Raw genomic sequence first — 15,734 nt, 5'->3', positions numbered from 1 at the left:
CGGCTGTTCCCGTTGCTGGCATCGACCGGTTACGGTCAGCGCGTCCTGTTCTGCGAGGAGGTTTCCGTGGCGTTCCCCGAAGACGTGCTCACCGAGGACGAGCACGTCGTGCTGCACCTGCACCCGCACTGGAAGGCCCTGATCCGGCCGATCCTGGTGCTGGTGCTCGCCGTCGCGGCGGTGGTCGCGGGCTGGGTCCTGCTGCCCGACGGCAACGGCGGCATGATCGCGCTCTACGCGATCGCCGCGCTGTGCCTGGCGCTGGTGCTCTGGCTGGGCCTGTGGCCGTTCCTGCTCTGGCGCACCACCCACTACCTCTTCACCAACGAGCGAGTGCTGCTCCAGAAGGGCGTCTTCTCCCGCGACCGGCGGGATCTGCCGTTGACCCGGATCAACGACCACTCCATGCACCAGCGCTTCGTGGAGCGGCTGCTCGGCTGCGGCACGCTCACCATCGAGTCGGCCGGTGAGCGTGGGCAGTCGGTGCTCGTCGACGTGCCGCACGTCGACAAGGTGCAGACCAGGCTCTACGAGCTGGTCGAGGCCCACCACGACAAGCACTCGCTGGGCGACGGCGAGATGCGCGAGATCCTGGCCGACATGCGGGAGGGCAAGCCCCTCCGCGATCCCTCCGCCTGACCCACTCCCGGCCCGTGTCGATCATGGGGTTGCCGCCGCGGCGACAACCCCATGATCATCGGCCGGTGGCCGGTGGCCGGGCGCGGTCAGCGGCGCGGGAAGCGGCGGAGGGTGGGCTGAAGCTCGGCGGCCAGCTCCGCGTCCAGGCCCCCGAGGGTGCGGCCGAGGCCGGCGTCCGCCGGAGCGGGGCGCCCCTGTGGCAGGGGGTAGTCGGCCCGTACGCCCGCCCGGCGGTCGTTCTCCTCCAGCTCGCCGACCGACTCTGCCAACTCCGCCACCGGATCCATCTCCGCCATGGTGTCCCATTCGTCACGCGGGATGCTGTGCCAGGTCTCCTCCGCGTGCCTCGAGACCGGCTGAAAGACGAACGTCCGGTACGACCAGAAACGGAACAGGGTGGCCAGCAGGACGCCGCCGGTCTTCGCGACGTTCAGCATCAGCAGGCTGGTCACGCCGAGGCCGTACTTCGCCGCCGCCAGGACGCCCAGTTCGATGAGCAGGCCGGTGGCGTTGAACAGGAAGAACAGGACGTACTCGCGGCGCAGGGCCGATTTCGGCCGGTCCCGGTACGTCCAGTGCCGATTCATCAGATACGACGTGATCGTCGCCACGATGGTCGCGACCACGGTCGCCTTGAGCTGGCCGGTGCGGAAAACCGTGAGTGCCAGCGCATTGAACACTGCGTAATTGATGACGGTGTTGATGCCACCGACGATGCCGAATTTGAGCGCCTCGTGGATGAACTTCTGCCATCGCTCGGGCAGCAGACGGACAAGAGGCATGCGGAACACCTTAGGGCAGTGGGCAGGGCCGACTCGGCCCGGCGGGACGGGATGGGCGGTGGGTCACGCCCCGGACTCTCGGTCGTGGCTCGTTCCCGGAACGGGAAGAGTTCCCGCTTCCACGAAAACGAACCGCCGGTACGACCAGAATCGGAACAGCGTCCCGAGGCCGGTGCCGACGATGAAGCTGGCCACATTGTCGGCCAGCGCGGTCTGGAACACCGCGGGCCAGATGGCGCCCAGCCCGTAGCGACTGATCGCAAGGCAGGCCACGGCGATGCCCAGGCCGACCCCGTTGAAGAAGAAGAACAGCGCGTACTCGCGAGCCGGATTCGAGCGCTGGCGGTGCCGCCAGGTCCAGAACCGGTTGCCGAGGAACGCCATGGTCGCCGCGACCACCGTGGAGATGGTCTTCGCCAGCACGGGTGACACGTGCTGGACGCTGGACAGGTAGTTGAAGAGCGCGAAGTCGACGAGGAACGCGACCCCACCCACGGTGGCGAACTTGCTCAGCTCGTGGATGAGGTGACCGAACCGGTCCATCAGGCTGCCGAACAGACCTCGACGGGTGTGCGGAGGCCCCGGCTGGTCTCCGGTCATCGTCGCGGCCACCCGCCGAGAGTACCGGGTGCGCGTACCCGGGGGTGGTAGCAACCGGAAGCGGGCCGCACCTCCGGCGGAGAGACGAGGTGCGGCCTCCGGTGCTCGTCGTCCGCTCCGTATGTCCGTGAGCAGAGCGTAACCGGCTGTGGCGCAATTGTGGACGGGATCGCGGAATCGTCGGTCCTGGCGTCCGGGTGTGCTTCCGCACATCGTGCACCCGCACGGGGTCGCCGACGCCGATGCCGGCGAAGGTTCTCCGCAGGATTTGCGTGAAACTGCGCGCGAAAGCGGGTATCAGATCGTGATGCCGCAGCGTGGCCGTGCCTTGTGCAGTTCTTCACAACCAGTCCCACTGACTCGGGAGGCAGCCCGGTTTACGCTGAGCCCAATCCCAGGTTTCCACGAAGGCGAGGCGCTTGCTCGCCAGAACTCGTGCATCCCATACATCGGTCAGCGTCGACCACAAGGAGATGTGACATGGTTGCTCCGGCTACTGTTCGGGGTATCGATCAGGCCCCGACGTCCCACCCCAAACTGCTCGCCTGGGTACGTGAGGTCGCGGAACTGACCACCCCCGATCGGGTGGTCTGGGTGGACGGGTCCGATGAGGAGTGGCGCCGCCTCACCGACGAGCTCGTCGAGAGTGGCACCCTGATCCGGCTGAACCCCGAGAAGAAGCCCAACTCGTTCTACGCGCGGACCGACCCCTCGGACGTCGCCCGGGTTGAGGAGCGCACCTTCATCTGCTCCGCCGACGAGGCGGACGCCGGCCCCACCAACAACTGGATGGCGCCGGCCGAGATGAAGCGGACGATGACCGACCTGTACCGCGGTTCCATGCGCGGACGGACCATGTACGTCATCCCGTTCTGCATGGGCCCGGTCGAGGCGAAGAGCCCCATGTTCGGCGTCGAGATCACCGACAGCCCGTACGTGGTCGCCTCGATGCGGATCATGACCCGGATGGGGTCGAAGATCCTGGAGGCGATGGGCGACGACGCCGACTTCGTGCACGCGCTGCACTCGATCGGCGCCCCGCTCGCGCCGGGCCAGCAGGACGTGGCGTGGCCGTGCAACGAGACGAAGTACATCTCGCACTTCCCCGAGACCCGGGAGATCTGGTCCTACGGCTCCGGCTACGGCGGCAACTCGCTGCTGGGCAAGAAGTGCTACTCGCTGCGGATCGCCAGCGTGATGGGGCGCGACGAGGGCTGGCTCGCGGAGCACATGCTGATCCTCAAGATCACCTCGCCCGAGGGCAAGGTCTACCACATCGCCGGCGCGTTCCCGTCGGCCTGCGGCAAGACCAACCTCGCCATGCTGGAGCCGACCATCCCGGGCTGGAAGGTCGAGACCATCGGCGACGACATCGCCTGGATGCGCTTCGGCCCGGACGGTCGTCTCTACGCCATCAACCCGGAGTACGGCCTCTTCGGGGTCGCGCCGGGCACCGACTGGAAGACCAACGCCAACGCGATGCGGACGTTGGACCGCGGTAACTCCGTCTTCACCAACGTGGCCCTCACCGACGACGGCGACATCTGGTGGGAGGGCATGGGTGAGCCGCCGGCGCACCTGATCGACTGGAAGGGCAACGACTGGACGCCGGAGAGCGACAACCTCTCCTCGCACGCGAACAGCCGGTTCTGCACCCCGATCACGCAGTGCCCCATCCTGGCCGACGACTACTACGACCCGAACGGCGTGCCGATCGACGCGATCCTGTTCGGCGGCCGGCGCCGGGACACCGTCCCGCTGGTCACCGAGGCCCGTGACTGGGTGCACGGTGTCTACATGGGCGCCACGCTCTCCTCGGAGACCACCGCCGCCGCCTCCGGCGCGGTCGGCGTGGTCCGTCGCGACCCGATGGCCATGCTGCCGTTCATCGGCTACCACGCCGGCGACTACTTCCGGCACTGGATCGAGATGGGCAAGGGCGTCGACGGCGACGAGTCCAAGCTGCCGAAGATCTACTACGTCAACTGGTTCCGCAAGGACCCCGAGGGCAGCTTCCTCTGGCCGGGCTTCGGCGAGAACTCCCGGGTGCTCAAGTGGGTCATCGAGCGGATCGAGGGCCGCGCCGAGGCCGTCGAGACCCCGATCGGCATGGTTCCGGCCCAGGACGCGCTGGACGTCGACGGCCTGGACATGACCCCGGAGGACGTGCGGATCGCCCTCAAGGTCGACCCGGAGGAGTGGCGTCGGGAGCTCCCGCTGGTCACCGAGTGGTTCGAGAAGTTCGGGGACAAGCTCCCCGGCGTGCTCTGGGCCGAGCTGGACGCGCTGCGCGCCCGGCTCGACGTGGAGCCGCAGAAGTAGCTGTGCCGGTTGCCCGCACCGGGCACCGTCGGACGCCATGAGGACGGCCGCCGAACCCATCGAGGTCCGGCGGCCGTCCGCCGTCGCGGCCACCTCCCCCGCCGAGTCCGTCAGCAAGAGGTTCGAGTCAGGATCCGCCGGCCTTCTCCCGGTGCCAGCCTCTTGACCAACATTTGTGGACTCGTGCGGTGGCCGGTGGCCGGCCCGGGTGCGGGGCAGGATGGGGGCGTGGGGGACGAGTACGACGTGATCGTGGTCGGGGCCGGGCCGGCAGGGTCGGCCGCGGCGCTCTCCGCCCGGCGGGCGGGGGCCCGGGTGCTGCTGCTGGACCGGTACGACTTCCCCCGCGACAAGGCCTGCGGTGACGGGATCGCCGCGCACGCGCTGGACGTACTCGCCGAGTTGGGCGTGACCGACGCGGTCGACGGGTACGCCCCGCTGCCCGCGCTGCGCCTCGTCGCCCCGGGCGGCGGCACGGTGGCCCGGGCGCTGCCCCGGCCCGCGTACACGGTGCCCCGGGCGGTGTTCGACGCCCGACTGGTGGCGGCGGCCGTCGCGGCCGGCGCGGAACTGCGCCGGCATGCCGTACGCCAGGTGGAGCTGCGCGACGACCGGGTGGTCCTCGACGGCGAGCTGGCCGCCCGGGCGGTGGTCGGAGCAGACGGCGCCGGCTCGGTGCTCCGCCGGGCGCTCGGGCACCCGGTGAACCCGGACCGCCACCTCGCGCTCGCCATCCGCGGCTACGCTCCGGCGCTGCCCGGCCCGCCCGAGCAGGTCATCGTCACCTCGTCGTCGCGCTGGCCGGCGTACGCCTGGTCGTTCCCGATCGGTGACGGTCGGGCCAACGTCGGGTACGGGGAGGTGCTGCGCGGCGAGCCGCTGACCCGGGCGCACCTGCTGGACCGCCTGGCCGCCCTGTTGCCCGGCACCGACCCGGCCGCGGTCACCGACCTGCGGGCCCACCACCTGCCGCTCTCCACGCACCGGCCGGCATCGGGGCGGGGTCGGGTGGTGCTGGCCGGGGACGCACTCTCGTTGATCAACCCGTTCACCGGCGAGGGCATCTTCTACGCCCTGCGTTCCGGCGCCCTGGCCGGCGCTGCGGCGGCCGGTGCTCCGGCCCAGGCGGCCCGCCGGTACGCCGACACCCTCCGCCGCCGGCTCGGTACCCACCTGCGGCACAGCTCGGTCGCCGCCTGGCTGGCCCGCCGACGGTGGGTGGTGGACGCGGCGGTCCGCGCGGCCCGCCGGGACGACCGGGTCTACCGGAGCGTGGTGGAACTGGGGCTGGGTGACGGACGTCTCGACGCCCATGCCCTGGCCATGATCGGCATCGGTCTCACCCACCGCGATGAGCCACCGCAGCACTGATCTTCAACCCGGGTCGCTACCCTGCAAGTGATGACTCTGCGGAAACTCCTCTACTCCGTGTACGAGCGCCGGCTGACGGCGAAGCTCGCGGGCAGGCCGGTGCCCCGGCACGTCGGCGTGATGTGCGACGGCAACCGCAGATGGGCCCGGGACATGGGCTTCGTCGACCCGAACGACGGCCACCGGATGGGCGCGGAGCGGATCAAGGAGCTGCTGCGCTGGTGCGATGCGGCCGGTGTCGGGCACGTCACCCTCTGGCTGCTCTCCACCGACAATCTCTCCCGACCGGCCGCCGAGCTGGACCCACTGCTCCAGATCATCGAGGACCTCACCACCGAGCTGGCCGAGGAGGGCAACCCCTGGCGGTTGCGGATGGTCGGCGCCCTCGACGTGCTGCCCGCGCAGCACGCCGCCGCGCTCAAGGCCGCCGAGGAACGCACCCGGGACCGCAGCGGTGGCGCCCAGGTCAACATCGCCGTCGGGTACGGAGGCCGGCGCGAGATAGCCGACGCGGTCCGCTCGCTGCTGCTGGAGCACGCCGCCACCGGCGGCACCATCGAGGAGCTGGCCAACGCGATCGACGTCGACGACATCTCCGAGCACCTCTACACCAAGGGCCTGCCGGACCCGGATCTGATCATCCGGACCAGCGGCGAGCAGCGCATGTCGGGCTTCATGCTCTGGCAGAGCGCCCACTCGGAGTTCTACTTCTGCGAGCTGAACTGGCCCGACTTCCGCCGGGTCGACTTCCTCCGCGCCCTGCGCTCCTACGCCACCCGTCAGCGCCGCTTCGGCACCTGACCCTCCCGCCGGTCAGGCCAGGTGGGGTAGGGCGGCGGTGAGAAAGTCGGCCAGTGCGGCGGGGGATTCGAGGGTGAGGTCGGCGGCGTCGGCGACCTCGTGACCGGTCTCCGGGTTGGCGACGGCGACGCAGACGCCGACGAAATCAGGGTCGGCCGCGCTCCGGGTGCGCAGCGCGGCGAACGCCTTGATGTCGGAGACGTCGTCGCCGAAGTACCAGGCGCCGCCGGCGTCCCGGACCACCTCGCCGATCACCATGCCCTTGTCCCGGTCGACCGGGGGCTTCAGCTCCAGCACCATGCGCCCCGTCTGGCAGCGCAGGCCCAGCCGCTCGGCCCGGACCCGGCCCCACTCCTGCACCAGGTCGCCGAGGTGCGGGGCGGTCCGCCAGTGCAGGGCCACGGAGAGTCGCTTGAACTCCACCAGCGCGCCGGGCGGCAGCTCGGCGCGGGCCTGCTCGGCCAGCTCCGCCATCGTGGGCACCCAGGGCAGGGCGGCCGGCTCGGTGACGGTCTCACCGCCGGAGTGACTGTGCTCCAGGCCGTAGAGTCCGTAGAGGTCGATGCCGGCGAGGCCGCCCAGGTGGTCGCGGAGGAACTCCACCGGGCGCGCGGAGACGATGGCGATCCGGCGTACGTGCGGGGCGAGCGCCTCCAGCGCGGCGAGCACGTTCGGGGCGGGCCGGACCGCGGTGGGGTCGTCGCCCACCGGCGCGAGGGTGCCGTCGAAGTCGAAGAAGAGCACCACGTCGGCCGCCCGCGCGGCGGTGGCGCGCCAGGCGTGCTCGGCGTCCAACGGGCTCTTGGGCGGCTGGTTGCCCAGATTCAACGGCGGCACGCGCGTCAGCGTACCCCGGACACGAGGGCGTATTCGTGGCCGAGATCTGACGCCCGGGCGGCGCGGCGGATCAGCGTTCGGCGGCTCCCCGCCCCCGGCGCCCGAACGGCACCACGGCCGCCTCCGGGCCCTGGCTGAGCAGGTAACCCTCCACGAAGCCGGTGTTCCGGTCGCCGGTGTGCGCCTCGATCTCGTTGAGCCGCGCCACCAGGAACTCGGTGAGCGCGCTGACCCGGTCGTTGAGCCGGTCGTGCAGCTCGGCGATGACGGCGAGGACCACCGCCGTGCCGGCCGTCGTGAGTGCGACGAGGTTGACGATCAGGGGAAGCTGCCTGCCGTCCATCACGCCGACCACCACGTTGCCGGTCACGCCCGATGTCACCGACACCACCGCGACCACGACTGCCCACCATTTCAGGGTCATGGACAGACCCCTCCTTCTGTCCCGCAGGGCCGGATTCGGCCTTGTCGCGTCCCCCCGCCGACGACGAGCCCAAGCAGTACGAATAGGGACGCTAGCGTGCCCGTTCCGGCCCCGGAGCGAAACGATCGGATCTGCCCTTCCGTTCTTTCGCCATCTGAGGAACTACCCGGCCTCTTTACCGCTATTTCGGTCGTCAACCGGAAGAGTCGGGCGATAGGCGAGGTAGCGGATGGTTTCCCGAATGTGGAACTTCTCCGCGTCCGAGACGTTCGGGTCCACCAGTCGGCGCAGCAGCGCCTCGACGTCGGGATCCATCGGCGGCAGGGTGGGGGCGGTGCGCGCGGTGGTGGCCCGGTCCCAGCCCAGCGCGGTGAACGCCGCCGCCGGGTTGAGGCCCAGGCCCTCGCAGAAGGCGACCACCCGTTCCGCCTCGGGGTCGCTGGCCCAGTCGCCGCGTACCCAACGGTTGATGGTCTGGCGGGAGACGCCGGTGCGCCGGGAGACCTCAGTGCCGCTCCAGGCCCGCGTCGCGCGCGCGTCGCCCAGGGCGCGACGGACGAAGGTGGCGAAGGCGATCTTCCGGGCGTGGGCGGTCTCGGTCACCCCGTGACGGTACGACCAGCCGGCAAGCGCAGGGGCTCCCGGCGTGCTGCTGTCACGCTGACGTGACGGCGGCCCCGGATTTCCGGTAAACGATTCAGTGCTGCTCTTGAGGGGTGTCACTCGGGCAGAATAGATGGACGCCAAGATGGCGGTAAACAGACGAAGAGCTGATACTGTCACGCCTATGAGACAACTTACGGTGTGTCACGTGCATGAGACGATCAGTGCTCACATGCGTCACTCCGCAGGTGCCGAGGGGGTCTCGTGACCGAACTCGCGACCCGTGCCCAGGCCTTCGGCCTGATCGCGGACGGAGTGGCTGCCGGGTTGAGCGCCCCGTGGCGCCTCTACCTCGCCCGGGGTTGCCGGTACCTCTCCCTGAGCGTCGGCGACCGGGCCGAATGGAACGCCTGGCGTATCCATCTCGGCTGCCCGGAACTGAGCGTCCGGGTCTACGACGCCGGCGGCGAGATCCGGCGCGCCTCGGTCGCCGAGGTGATGCTGGACGGCTGCCGGATCAGCGTGGAGCTCGTCGAGGAGGTCAGCACGGCCGACCTGGAGCGACTGCTGGTCGTCGACCCTCTGGTCGAGCCGGAGGAGCTGTGAGCCGGCGGGCCGCGGTGGCGTCCCCGACGCCGGCGGGAGTGACCGGATGAGCCCGTTCCTCGCCGTCGTGCTCGTGCTCGTGCTCGGCTCCACCTGCTATGCGGCGGGCCGGCTGCACGGTCAGCTCAGCTACCGGATCGGCTACCGGTTCGGCTACCGCCAGGGATACTTCGACGGGGACCGGGGTGCCTGGAACCGGCGGCGCCGCGACGCGCAGGCCGCGATCGCCTCGGCGCTGGCCCGCCCCGCCCCGGTGTCGGCGACCCGCGCCACGGTTCCGTTCGCCGGTACGGCCGCCCGCGCCGCGGTCGCCGCCCGGCCGACGTCCGGCCCGACTCCGCCGGACACCGCCACCAGACAGCTCGGCGGGCTCACCAATCGGCAGGGCACCACGTACACCGGTTCCTCGTTCAGCGCCTCCGCCGGTGTGGCGGGCGGGCAGACCGGGACCCTGGTCCGCCGGCAGGGCTGAGGCCCCCAGGACACGGTGTGCCGTCCGCGGCGGACGCGCACCGTCGGAGCCACGTCAGACCGGTGACGGTGGCTCCACCGGCCGGGATGTGCGCAGGGGGCATGCATCCCGGCCGGTTCCGCCGTGCGCGTTCGTCTCCCGGTCGGGTGGGATCGCGTTGCGCCACTAGCCGACGGGCCTGTCGGCGGCTAGCGTCTAGCCATGGCGCGGGGCTTTCCCGAGCCAGCCGGACAGCCCGGACCTGCGACCTCGCGCACGGGGCCCGCATCCGACCCCGTGTCCACCGGGCACCGGACGAGGCGGAACACGGGTGGCCGGGTGCCCATCCGCGGAGCAGGCCTGTGACGACTCGCCGTACCCCCGCCGGTGCCGACCAGACCCCGGCCGCGACTGCCACGACCCGCCGGACCGCCCGCAGCCGTCGCGCCGCGGCCCCGTCGGCCGACGCCGAGGAGCCTCGACCAGCCGGTCAGGCCTTCGTCCTGGACACCTCGGTCCTTCTCTCCGATCCCGCGGCGTTCCACCGCTTCGCCGAGCACGAGGTGGTGCTGCCGCTGGTGGTCATCTCCGAGCTGGAGGGGAAGCGGCAACACCCGGAGCTGGGCTGGTTCGCCCGCCAGTCGCTGCGGATGCTGGACGAGCTGCGGGTGCAGCACGGCCGGCTGGACCGGCCGGTGCCGGCCAACGACCAGGGCGGCACCCTCCGGGTGGAGCTGAACCACACCGACGACGGGGTGCTGCCGCCCGGCTTCCGTACCGACTCGAACGACGCCCGGATCCTCTCGGTGGCGCTCAACCTGGCCGCCGACGGGCGTGAGGTCACCCTGGTCAGCAAGGACATGCCGCTGCGGGTCAAGGCGGCGTCGGTCGGACTGCGCGCTGACGAGTACCGGCACGGCCAGGCCAGCGACCCGACCTGGACCGGCATGGCCGAGCTGGAGCTGGCCGAGGAGGAGATCGCCCGGCTGTACGCGGGGGAGACGCTGGACGTCGACGCGGCCGCCGGCCTGCCCTGCCACACCGGGCTCGTGCTGCACTCGGTGCGGGGCTCGGCGCTCGGCCGGGTGCTGCCCGACAAGACCGTACGGCTGGTCCGCGGCGACCGGGAGGCGTTCGGTGTGCACGGCCGCTCGGCGGAGCAGCGGATCGCGCTCGACCTGCTGCTGGACGAGTCGATCGGGATCGTGTCGCTGGGCGGGCGGGCCGGCACCGGCAAGTCCGCCCTGGCGCTCTGTGCCGGCCTGGAGGCGGCGATGGAGCGGCGCCGGCACAAGAAGGTGATCGTCTTCCGCCCGCTCTACGCCGTCGGCGGCCAGGAACTCGGCTACCTGCCCGGCTCGGAGTCGGAGAAGATGTCGCCGTGGGCCCAGGCGGTCTTCGACACCCTGGGCGCGGTGGTGCACGAGAACGTGCTGGAGGAGGTCACCTCCCGGGGCCTGCTGGAGGTCCTCCCGCTGACCCACATCCGCGGCCGGAGTCTGCACGACGCCTTCGTCATCGTCGACGAGGCACAGTCGCTGGAGCGGGGCGTGCTGCTCACCGTGCTGTCCCGGATCGGCCAGGGGTCGCGGGTGGTGCTCACCCACGACGTGGCCCAGCGGGACAACCTCCGGGTGGGGCGGCACGACGGGGTGACCGCGGTGATCGAGGCGTTGAAGGGTCATCCGCTCTTCGCGCACGTCACCCTCAGCCGTTCGGAGCGTTCTCCGATCGCCGCTATGGTGACGGATCTGTTGGAGGACACCCCGTTCTGAGGCCCGGTTCGCCCCCGTTTGATGGCCTTCGCGTTGTGGTGCAGATCACAATTGACCCGGTTGGTTTCCCATCTGCCTCACTGTGCGCAATGGTGTCCATCGAGCGCTCACGCACCAGGAAGATTGTCGAGCATCGTTCGCCACCCGGACGGTGGCGAACCGCGAAACCCGGTGTGCCGGCTGCGACCGCGAAGGTCGGGGCGCTCACGGCGCCGGTGTAGCCGCGGACGGCCACGCGTCGCGTCGTGTCATTGCCCCCGACGAAGGGACCACTTCGTGAGTCGGCTGTGGAGCCGGTTCGGCGCCCGTACGGCCGCTGTCGCGCTGCTTTCCGTGGGCGTTGCCGGTGGCTTCTACCTGGGCGAAGACCGACAGACTCAGCAACAGGGCCTGACCGCGCAGGCGGGCCTGAAGGTCGACCAGGCGGAGTACGCGTACCAGCGTGACCGGCAGGCCGACCACCGAATGGAGTCGGCCAAGCAGCGGGCCGCCGAGTACCAGGCGAAGCTGCGGGCCGCGGCGGCGGCCAAGGAGGCCGCCGAGCGGACCCGTGAGGCCGAGAAGGCGGCCGCGTCCCGGAAGAAGGCGCGCGAGGCGGCGGCCGTCACCAAGCCGTACGACGGGCCGATCCCGGCGTCCTGTGAGGAGTTCAGCGGCAACCGGGCGATCGGCTGCGCGATCATGCTGGAAGAGGGCTTCGGCATCGACCAGTTCCCGTGCCTGGACAAGCTCTGGACCAAGGAGAGCGGCTGGAACCACAAGGCCTACAACTCGGGGTCCGGCGCGTACGGGATCCCGCAGGCCCTGCCCGGCAGCAAGATGGGTTCGGTCGCGGCCGACTGGAAGACCAACCCGGCCACCCAGATCAAGTGGGGCCTCGGCTACATCAAGGGCCGGTACGACAACCCGTGCGGCGCCTGGCAGCACTCGAAGAGCACGGGCTGGTACTGATCGGACGTTGACGACGGCGGGGTGTGCGGGGATCCGCGCACCCCTCCGCCGTTTCTGCCGGCGTGGCGCGGGCATCCGAGTGGCGGCCGGTCCCGTTTGCTGATAGCTGTTGGTAGGTGACCTGGCGCGGTGGCCCGACGGGCAACGATCCCCAACGGTTCGGCACCGAGGCGTTCTACGCCTCCCTGGGCCGGGCCTTCGTCGCGATGTGCGCGGTCGTGCCGGTGCTGTTCCTCATCGAGGCGCTCGACGTCGGCCTGCACGCCAATCTGGACGTGACCGCCGGCATCATTCCACACCGGATCCAGGGGCTCGACGGGGTCTTCTTCTCGCCGTTCCTGCATGCCAACTTCACCCACCTCTACAGCAACAGCATCCCGCTGATCCTGCTCGGCACCTTCGTCCTGGCCGCCGGCACCCGCCGCTTCCTGTGGTCCACGCTGATGATCATTCTGATCAGCGGGCTGGGGGTGTGGTTCACCGGCTCGCCGGACTCGGTGGTGGTCGGCGCGAGCGGCGTCATCTTCGGCTACCTCGGCATCCTGCTCACCCGGGGCATCGTCGAGCGGAGCTGGTGGAACTTCGGGGTGGTGCTGCTGGTCGGCCTGCTCTACGGCTGGCAGCTGCTCGGCATCCTGCCGACCGACGAGCACATCTCCTGGCAGGGGCACCTGTTCGGGCTGCTCGGTGGGATCGTGGCAGCGATCCTGTTCCGCCGTCGAGGGGACCTGCCGGCACCGGAGCGGGACGGATCGCCCACCGTCACCCTGCCCTGACGGGGCGTCGACACGTCCGTGGGACGTGCTTGCCCCGGGCCGCCGGTCCGCCTACCGTCAGGATCAACATGCGTTGATCCGTGGGCGAAAGTGACGGTGCGCCATGCGCGAGGTCGATGTCGCCGTGATCGGGGCCGGTCCGGCCGGGCTCTTCGCCGCGTACTACGCCGGGTTCCGCGGGCTCTCCGTGGCCGTCGTCGACGCGCTGCCCGAGCCGGGCGGCCAGGTGACCGCCATGTACCCGGAGAAGCTCATCCTCGACGTCGCCGGATTCCCCTCGATCAAGGGGCGGGAGCTGGTGGCGAACCTGGTCGCACAGGCCGCGCCGTACGCGCCCGAATACCTGCTCGGCACCCGGGCGGAGAAGCTCGCCTACCTCGACGGGCAGCCGGTGCTCGGCCTGGCCGGTGGCGAGCAGCTGCGCTGCGGGGCGGTGGTGGTGACCGGCGGGCTGGGCAGCTTCACGCCCCGGCCGCTGCCGGTCGCCGACAGTTTCCTGGGAACCGGGATCGTCTACTTCGTGCCGCAGCCGGCCGAGCTGGCCGGCCGGGACGTGCTGATCGTGGGCGGTGGCGACTCGGCCTTCGACTGGGCGGTGACGCTCCAGTCGATCGCCCGGTCGGTGACCCTGGTGCACCGGCGGGAGAAGTTCCGCGCCCACGCCTCGACCGTCGCCCGGGTGCGGTCGCTGCCGGTCCGCGTAGTGGTCAACGCGGAGGTGACCCGGCTGTACGGCGACGACCGCGTCACCGGCGCCGAGGTGACCGTACGCGGTGGCGTGGCGGAGACGCTGCCGGCGGACACCGTGGTCGCCGCCCTCGGCTTCACCGCCGACCTGGGACCGCTCGCCGAGTGGGGGCTGCGGCTGGACCGGCGGCACATCGTGGTGGACAGTGCGATGTCGACCAACCTGCCCCGGATCTTCGCGGCCGGGGACATCACCGAATACCCGGGCAAGGTCCGGCTGATCGCCACCGGCTTCGGCGAGGCCGCCACGGCGGTGAACAACGCCGCGGTGGCCATCGACCCGACCGCCCACCTCTTCCCCGGGCACTCCTCCGACGGCAGCTGAGGCCCGATCCCCACCGGAGCGTGGCCTGGTCGAGACCGTCCGTCGCCAGTGTGGACGGATGGAACGATCGCCCACCGCGCCGGACGCCGCCCGCGTCGCGCTGGCCTGGCTGGGCCATCCGGTGACGGTGCTCGCGCTGGTCGTCCTGGTGCTCAACGATCATGTGCTCAAGGCCGCCCAGCCCGGCTGGCTCACCGGCAAGCTCAGCGACGTCGCCGGTCTGGTGCTCGCCCCGCCGCTCGTCGCGGTGCTCGCCGCACTGATCGTGCCCCGGCTTCCGGCCCGGGCCGCCGCCGGGCTCGGGCTGGGCCTGGTCGGCATCGGCTTCACCGTGGTCAAGACCAGCGGGTACGCCGCGGCAGCCGCCTCGGCGGCGTGGAGCGTGGTCAGCGGGCCGTCACTGGTCCGGGCCGACCGCACCGACCTGCTGGCCCTGCCGGCGCTGGCCCTGGCCGGCTGGACCTGGCGCCGGGCCCGGCGTGATCCGGTGGGGCGTCGGTCGGCCCGGTTGGTCCGGCTGCTGGTGCTGCTACCCGCGGCGACACTCGCCGTGGCAGCCACCAGCCCGGCCCGGTATCACGACGCGGTCCGCACGACGATGGTCGACGGCCGGCTGGCCGCCGGCATCGGGGAGAGCACGGGCCTGTACGCGTCGTCGTACGTGGACACGTGGCGGGTGAGCGACGACGGCGGCGAGACATGGCGTGGCGCGACATCCGCCGAGAGGCAGGTCCTGGATCCGTTGCCCGGGTCGCCCGTCACCCCGCCGCCGTCCGCCCTCCCCACCGCGCCGACACGAGAGGACTGCTCGGCCGCGACGCCGCAGCGCTGCTACCGGCTGGTGGCCGGGCGGATCCGGGTGGAGGAGAGCGACGACGCCGGCCGGACCTGGCGACTGGCCTGGGAGGTCACCGAGGAACAGCGGGCGATCCTGAGCCGGCTGTATCAGGAGGCCGGACCACACGGGGAGCGGATCACAAGCCAGGAGCTCACCGTCCTGGACGTCGGCGGCGGCCGGCACGTGGTGCTCGTCGCGAACGGCCGGGACGGCTTCGCCCTGCGCGGACCCGACGGCGACTGGCGGCGGATCGGGTTCACCGGGCTCTATTCCGTTGCGGACAGCCCACCGCCGCTCGGCGTGAGTTCGCCCGCGGAGCGCCACTCGGATCCGCTTCGGGCCGTGCTGCTGGCACTCGCCCTGGCCGTACTGGTGCTCGTCGTCTCCGGTGCGCGGGCCGGGCTCAAGGTCGGGCGCGGCAGCTGGTTGCCGCTGCTGCTCGGTGCGGTCACGTTCGTCACCGCGCTGGTGCTGGCCGTGGTCTGGCTGATCGACGACTTCATTCTCCTCTCGGGGGTGGTCCTCGCCTGCGTCGTCCTGCTGCTCGGCGCGCCGTGGCTCGCCCTGATCCCGATCTGGACGAGGGGCACGCCGGGCTGGTGGACCCTCGAGGTGTTGCTGGGGGCCGGGCTCACGCTGGTGCTGGCGGGGCTTCCACTTACCGGGTGGCTCTACGGTCGGCCGGTGTACGCCTCGACCGCCGTGGCGCTCGCCGGGCTGGCCGCGGTGCCGGGGCTGCTGCTCGGCTGGCGGGCGGCCCGGCTGGTCGGGAACTTCGAACCGCCCGCCGACCCGCCGTACCCGCCGCCGGTCGAGCCGCCCGCTGCGGCACCTGGTCCGTCGCGTTCGCTACGGCCTGCGGTGCCGGACGGAACGACCCGCTGAC

At 71.3% G+C, this 15,734-nt stretch carries 16 protein-coding genes; 11 read left to right on the top strand and 5 right to left on the bottom strand.

Features of this window, described 5'->3' with window-relative positions; genetic code table 11:
* Positions 1 to 66 precede the first annotated feature (66 nt).
* Positions 67 to 639: a PH domain-containing protein gene (locus ACNAVT_RS01900; protein WP_416292196.1), complete on the top strand. Its 573-nt coding sequence runs from the start codon at positions 67 to 69 to the stop codon at positions 637 to 639.
* Between the two features lie 86 nt (positions 640 to 725).
* Here the strand turns inward: ACNAVT_RS01900 and ACNAVT_RS01895 are convergent, their stop codons facing one another.
* Entirely contained in the window at positions 726 to 1,421 is a 696-nt protein-coding gene (locus ACNAVT_RS01895; protein ID WP_416292194.1) for a GtrA family protein, read from the bottom strand.
* Positions 1,422 to 1,484: 63 nt separating this feature from the next.
* On the bottom strand, positions 1,485 to 2,075 hold the full coding sequence (locus tag ACNAVT_RS01890) for a GtrA family protein (RefSeq protein WP_416292192.1): 591 nt from the start codon (positions 2,073 to 2,075) through the stop codon (positions 1,485 to 1,487).
* A gap of 426 nt (positions 2,076 to 2,501) precedes the next feature.
* Between ACNAVT_RS01890 and ACNAVT_RS01885 the strand changes: the two genes are divergently transcribed.
* From ACNAVT_RS01885 to ACNAVT_RS01875, 3 genes are all read left to right on the top strand, one after another.
* Entirely contained in the window at positions 2,502 to 4,343 is a 1,842-nt protein-coding gene (locus ACNAVT_RS01885; protein WP_416292191.1) for a phosphoenolpyruvate carboxykinase (GTP), read from the top strand.
* A gap of 228 nt (positions 4,344 to 4,571) precedes the next feature.
* Entirely contained in the window at positions 4,572 to 5,714 is a 1,143-nt protein-coding gene (locus ACNAVT_RS01880) for a geranylgeranyl reductase family protein (protein WP_416292189.1), read from the top strand.
* A 30-nt stretch (positions 5,715 to 5,744) separates the two neighbouring features.
* The gene (locus tag ACNAVT_RS01875) at positions 5,745 to 6,515 is read left to right on the top strand and encodes an isoprenyl transferase (RefSeq protein ID WP_416292187.1); all 771 of its coding nucleotides are present in this window, start codon (positions 5,745 to 5,747) and stop codon (positions 6,513 to 6,515) included.
* A gap of 12 nt (positions 6,516 to 6,527) precedes the next feature.
* Here ACNAVT_RS01875 and otsB read toward each other — a convergent pair whose 3' ends face one another.
* The 3 genes from otsB to ACNAVT_RS01860 all read right to left on the bottom strand — a co-directional run bounded on the left by otsB (position 6,528) and on the right by ACNAVT_RS01860 (position 8,379).
* Positions 6,528 to 7,352, bottom strand: a complete 825-nt coding sequence (otsB, locus tag ACNAVT_RS01870) for a trehalose-phosphatase (protein ID WP_416292185.1) — start codon at positions 7,350 to 7,352, stop codon at positions 6,528 to 6,530.
* A 70-nt stretch (positions 7,353 to 7,422) separates the two neighbouring features.
* On the bottom strand, positions 7,423 to 7,776 hold the full coding sequence (locus tag ACNAVT_RS01865) for a hypothetical protein (RefSeq protein WP_416292183.1): 354 nt from the start codon (positions 7,774 to 7,776) through the stop codon (positions 7,423 to 7,425).
* 162 nt (positions 7,777 to 7,938) lie between these two features.
* The gene (locus ACNAVT_RS01860) at positions 7,939 to 8,379 is read right to left on the bottom strand and encodes an XRE family transcriptional regulator (RefSeq protein WP_416292181.1); all 441 of its coding nucleotides are present in this window, start codon (positions 8,377 to 8,379) and stop codon (positions 7,939 to 7,941) included.
* 264 nt (positions 8,380 to 8,643) lie between these two features.
* Between ACNAVT_RS01860 and ACNAVT_RS01855 the strand changes: the two genes are divergently transcribed.
* The 7 genes from ACNAVT_RS01855 to ACNAVT_RS01825 all read left to right on the top strand — a co-directional run bounded on the left by ACNAVT_RS01855 (position 8,644) and on the right by ACNAVT_RS01825 (position 15,733).
* On the top strand, positions 8,644 to 8,985 hold the full coding sequence (locus tag ACNAVT_RS01855; RefSeq protein ID WP_416292180.1) for a hypothetical protein: 342 nt from the start codon (positions 8,644 to 8,646) through the stop codon (positions 8,983 to 8,985).
* Between the two features lie 46 nt (positions 8,986 to 9,031).
* Entirely contained in the window at positions 9,032 to 9,457 is a 426-nt protein-coding gene (locus ACNAVT_RS01850) for a hypothetical protein (protein ID WP_416292178.1), read from the top strand.
* 341 nt (positions 9,458 to 9,798) lie between these two features.
* Positions 9,799 to 11,211 carry a PhoH family protein gene (locus ACNAVT_RS01845; protein ID WP_416292176.1) on the top strand — a complete coding sequence of 471 codons (1,413 nt, stop codon included), beginning with the start codon at positions 9,799 to 9,801 and terminating at the stop codon, positions 11,209 to 11,211.
* A gap of 276 nt (positions 11,212 to 11,487) precedes the next feature.
* Positions 11,488 to 12,162 carry a lytic transglycosylase domain-containing protein gene (locus ACNAVT_RS01840; RefSeq protein ID WP_416292174.1) on the top strand — a complete coding sequence of 225 codons (675 nt, stop codon included), beginning with the start codon at positions 11,488 to 11,490 and terminating at the stop codon, positions 12,160 to 12,162.
* Positions 12,163 to 12,278: 116 nt separating this feature from the next.
* Entirely contained in the window at positions 12,279 to 12,938 is a 660-nt protein-coding gene (locus ACNAVT_RS01835) for a rhomboid family intramembrane serine protease (RefSeq protein ID WP_416292172.1), read from the top strand.
* A 103-nt stretch (positions 12,939 to 13,041) separates the two neighbouring features.
* Entirely contained in the window at positions 13,042 to 14,010 is a 969-nt protein-coding gene (locus ACNAVT_RS01830; protein WP_416292170.1) for an NAD(P)/FAD-dependent oxidoreductase, read from the top strand.
* A 58-nt stretch (positions 14,011 to 14,068) separates the two neighbouring features.
* On the top strand, positions 14,069 to 15,733 hold the full coding sequence (locus ACNAVT_RS01825) for a hypothetical protein (protein ID WP_416292168.1): 1,665 nt from the start codon (positions 14,069 to 14,071) through the stop codon (positions 15,731 to 15,733).
* Position 15,734: the final 1 nt, after the last annotated feature.

The sequence above is a fragment of the Micromonospora sp. SL4-19 genome (assembly GCF_047921475.1).
Lineage (GTDB): Bacteria > Actinomycetota > Actinomycetes > Mycobacteriales > Micromonosporaceae > Micromonospora.
The sequence above is the reverse complement of the archived record's forward strand: the minus strand, read 5'-3'. Positions and strand labels throughout refer to the sequence as shown.

What these genes read in the sequence shown, in the direction of transcription:
- ACNAVT_RS01895 (WP_416292194.1), bottom strand. Translation starts at nt 1,421, where the DNA reads ATGCCTCTTGTCCGTCTGCTGCCCGAGCGATGGCAGAAGTTCATCCAC.
- ACNAVT_RS01885 (WP_416292191.1), top strand. Translation starts at nt 2,502, where the DNA reads ATGGTTGCTCCGGCTACTGTTCGGGGTATCGATCAGGCCCCGACGTCC.
- ACNAVT_RS01875 (WP_416292187.1), top strand. Translation starts at nt 5,745, where the DNA reads ATGACTCTGCGGAAACTCCTCTACTCCGTGTACGAGCGCCGGCTGACG.
- ACNAVT_RS01865 (WP_416292183.1), bottom strand. Translation starts at nt 7,776, where the DNA reads ATGACCCTGAAATGGTGGGCAGTCGTGGTCGCGGTGGTGTCGGTGACA.
- ACNAVT_RS01850 (WP_416292178.1), top strand. Translation starts at nt 9,032, where the DNA reads ATGAGCCCGTTCCTCGCCGTCGTGCTCGTGCTCGTGCTCGGCTCCACC.
- ACNAVT_RS01830 (WP_416292170.1), top strand. Translation starts at nt 13,042, where the DNA reads ATGCGCGAGGTCGATGTCGCCGTGATCGGGGCCGGTCCGGCCGGGCTC.
- ACNAVT_RS01825 (WP_416292168.1), top strand. Translation starts at nt 14,069, where the DNA reads ATGGAACGATCGCCCACCGCGCCGGACGCCGCCCGCGTCGCGCTGGCC.